The sequence below is a fragment of the Paraglaciecola sp. genome (assembly GCF_051252315.1).
Lineage (GTDB): Bacteria > Pseudomonadota > Gammaproteobacteria > Enterobacterales > Alteromonadaceae > Paraglaciecola.
In genome coordinates this window covers 1-3,774 of record NZ_JBPOFP010000212.1, presented here as the reverse complement: position 1 = coordinate 3,774, position 3,774 = coordinate 1, and the positions used below count along the sequence as shown (strand labels likewise).

Here is a 3,774-nt window from a genome sequence, read left to right as displayed (position 1 = left end):
ATAGCTAAACAGGCTGTTATGTCTCCTCTTACAGATATGATGCGTAGGAACAATCGCTTCTTCCGTATTGAAGAACTGACACACGGTAATCAAAAGAAAACAGATAGGATTGTTTGGGCATTGCAAGGACGGTTTGAGAATGGACTTGTCACGTTAAACAAAGACGAATGGAACAGTGAGTTTCTAGACCAGTTGTTTCAATTCCCCAACCACTTGGTACATGACGATTTAATAGACTCATTAGCCTATATAGACCAACTAGCAAAAGTAGCCTATCATACCGACTGGCTTGAACAAGATGAATATGAACCACTAGATATAATGTCTGGTTATTAGGAGAAGCAATGATTGACGAAAATATTAGTTTAGGTGGTGATTTATCTTCATGGGTAATGACTAAATGCCAAGACTGGCGTGACCACTACGAAAACAACTATTCAGAGAAGCACGAAGAATACTACCGACTATGGCGTGGAATCTGGAGTAAGGAAGATACGTTACGTGATTCTGAACGCTCTCGCTTAATAGCACCAGCATTACAACAAGCAGTAGAAAGTAGTGTGGCTGAAGTGGAAGAAGCTACCTTCGGACGTGGTAATTGGTTTGACATTCGTGATGACTTTAAAGACCAAAACCAAGTGGATGTTCAGCAACTAAAAGCTCAGTTGATGGAAGACTTCGGCTATTGCAAAGTACGTAAGGCAGTGGCAGAATGTATCCTTAACGGTGCTATCTACGGTACAGGCGTTGGTGAGCTTGTCATCGAAGAAATTAAAGAGATGAAGCCAGCTACACAGCCTATCATGGAAGGTGCAATGAATGCGGTTGGTGTAGAGATTGGAGAGCGTTTAGTTGTCAAGCTCAACCCTATCTTACCACAGAACTTCCTTGTAGACCCTGTAGCCACTTCTATTGAAGATGCTTTAGGCTGTGCAGTTGACCATTATGTTTCTACGCACCAAGTGCAGATGGACATTGAGTCTGGTATCTATCGTGATGTTGATTTAGATACGGCATATTCTGAAGAGTCTTTAGAGGCTGACCAAGAGTTAGCGCATCAACCAGAAGATAAAGTACGTCTTACAAAGTATTACGGCTTAGTGCCACGTGAGTTGTTTGAAGAAGCATTGTTAGATGAAGATGAAGAGATGGCTGAGTTGTCAGAGAGTGATGATAGCTATTATGTAGAAGCTATTGTTGTAATTGCTAATGGCGGGCAGCTTCTTAAAGTAGAAGAAAACCCATACATGATGCAAGACCGTCCGGTTGTTACGTTCCCTTGGGACGTAGTACCTAGTCGCTTCTGGGGTAGAGGTATTTGTGAGAAGGGCTATAACAGCCAGAAAGCACTCGACACGGAGCTTAGAGCACGTATTGATGCCCTAGCACTAACAATCCATCCTATGATGGCTGTGGACGCCTCACGGCTTCCTAGGGGCATGAAACCAGAGATTAAAGCAGGTAAGATATTCCTAACTAACGGTAATCCAGCGGAAGTCTTACAACCATTTAACTTTGGTCAAGTAGGGCAGGTTACGTTTGCACAGGCTGGACAGCTTGAACAGATGGTTCAGCAGTCAACAGGTGCTGTAGACTCTACAGGTGTTGCAGGTGGTGTTAACGGTGAAGCTACTGCTGCTGGTATTAGTATGTCACTTGGTGCTATAATTAAACGTCATAAACGTACGTTAATTAACTTCCAAGAGTTATTCTTAATACCAATGATACAGAAGATGGCTTGGCGTTACATGCAGTACAACCCTGACTTGTATCCAGCACAGGACTTTAAATTCCTACCAGCATCTAGCTTAGGTATTATTGCACGTGAATATGAAGTGTCACAGCTTGTTCAGTTGTTACAGACTATTCCAGCAGACAGTCCAACACACTCTATGTTAGTAGAAAGTATTATAGAGAATATGAACCTGTCTAAACGTGAAGAGATGATTAAGCGTTTACGTGAAAGCCAGCAGCCTAATCCAGAGCAGCAGCAAATGGCTCAGATGCAGCAACAGTTAGAACAACAGATGGCTCAAGTACAACTAGCTAAAGAGCAAGCAACAGCAGCAGCCTTAAACGCACAAGCCGCTGAAGCTAATTCAAGAGCGCAGAAGTATCAAGTTGAAGCTAGTCTGGAACAGTATAACGCTGAAACAGACCGAATCAAAGCAGCATCCACTAACATTCGTGAAGGTGATGCAGATGATAGAGAGTTTCAGAAGCGTATGCAGATTGCAGAACTGTCGTTAAAACAACAAGCACAGAATGCCAAGTTAGGAGCTCAACAGCCGCCTATGCAGCCTGAACAGCCGCCTATGCAGCCTGAGCAACCACCTATGCAGCCTGAACAGCCTGCTAAGACTATGTCTTCACCCTTAGATGGTATAGAAAGTCTTAAAAAGCAAAATAAAGCTTGACATTTGGTAAAATATGTGTTATACTATATAGTATATATAACGTCATGCCGAGGAGGGCAACATGACAAAAGAAGAAGAATTATACTATAACAATTACTTTGACTTATTTCGTAGCGCAGGTTGGTTGCAGCTTTTAGAAGAACTAGAAGACCGTCAATCTGCCTATGATATAGGTTATTTAAGCAGTGAGAAAGACCTTTACAAAGTACAAGGTGAACTTTCCATTATTCGCATGATACTTAATCTTGAACAATTTATTGAACAGGGTCACGAATCAGCGAGCACTAACGTCTAGTTAACCTTATTTTTGGTGGGCTACAAAGAATTAAGACACTAGACATTTTAAAATCCACAATACTTTAAAAGTACGGAGAATACAATATGGCAGATAACAGTCGTCCAGAAGATTACAACGAAGAAACTAAGTACGAGACGTTTGATGAAACTCCTCCCGAGGAACAACCTCAACAGACTAAGTACGAAGATTACGTAAAAGAAAAACCTAAAGCTGAACAGGAAGAAGAAGACGATATTCCTGAGAAGTATCAAGGTAAGGAAGTTAAAGACATCGTTGCTATGCACCAGAATGCTGAAAAGCTTCTAGGCAAGCAATCACAGGAAGTAGGTGAATTACGTAAAGTAGTTGATGATTTCATACGGTCACAAACTGTACAACAACAACAGCCCGAAGCTCAAGACGATTTAGACGAATTAGACTTCTTTGAAAATCCTAAAGCTGCTGTTAGTCGGATGCTGGAGAATCATCCTTCAGTAAAACAAAGTAGAGACATGGCTGTAGAGCTTAAGAAGCAAGACACGGTTGCCAAGCTTAAATCTCAACATCCAGAATTTACTACCATCCTTGCAGACAACTCGTTTATCGAATGGATTGGAAAAAGTAAAGTAAGAACATCCATGCTACAAAAAGCAGACCAAGAGTACGATTATGATAGTGCCGATGAGTTATTCTCTTTATGGAAGGAACGCCAAAACATTGTTTCTGATATGAAGAAGACAAGCTCAACAGCTCGTAAGCAATCTGTACGGTCAGCCTCAACAGGCAGTGCTAAAGGTAGTGGGGAAAGAGCAACAAAGAAAGTCTATCGCAGAGCTGATATTGTTGAGTTGATGCAGAAAGACCCTGAGCGGTACGCTGCATTGGCATCAGAAATTCGACAGGCATACGCCGATGGTCGAGTACGTTAATTTAATTTATATTTGAGGTTTTTAAAATGGCTAATTTTACACCATCTACCAGTAACACAGTTACTAAAGCAAACGCAACACACTTTATCCCTAGCCTATAATTTGGGGATGTAAAACCTGTTCTGAATAACTGGGAGCGAAAGTAACCAGA

At 41.5% G+C, this 3,774-nt stretch carries 4 protein-coding genes; all 4 read left to right on the top strand.

Translation table 11 applies throughout. The features are described 5' to 3' along the window. Positions 1-336 (top strand): hypothetical protein (locus tag ACSHXM_RS21260; protein WP_435692329.1); only part of this gene is annotated, 336 nt, incomplete at its 5' end. A gap of 8 nt (positions 337-344) precedes the next feature. After that, complete coding sequence (locus tag ACSHXM_RS21255; RefSeq protein ID WP_435692327.1) at positions 345-2,417, top strand: portal protein; 2,073 nt, start codon at positions 345-347, stop codon at positions 2,415-2,417. A 61-nt stretch (positions 2,418-2,478) separates the two neighbouring features. Then, positions 2,479-2,712: a hypothetical protein gene (locus ACSHXM_RS21250; protein ID WP_435692325.1), complete on the top strand. Its 234-nt coding sequence runs from the start codon at positions 2,479-2,481 to the stop codon at positions 2,710-2,712. A gap of 86 nt (positions 2,713-2,798) precedes the next feature. Next, positions 2,799-3,623: a hypothetical protein gene (locus tag ACSHXM_RS21245; protein WP_435692323.1), complete on the top strand. Its 825-nt coding sequence runs from the start codon at positions 2,799-2,801 to the stop codon at positions 3,621-3,623. The last annotated feature ends 151 nt before the right edge of the window (positions 3,624-3,774 follow it).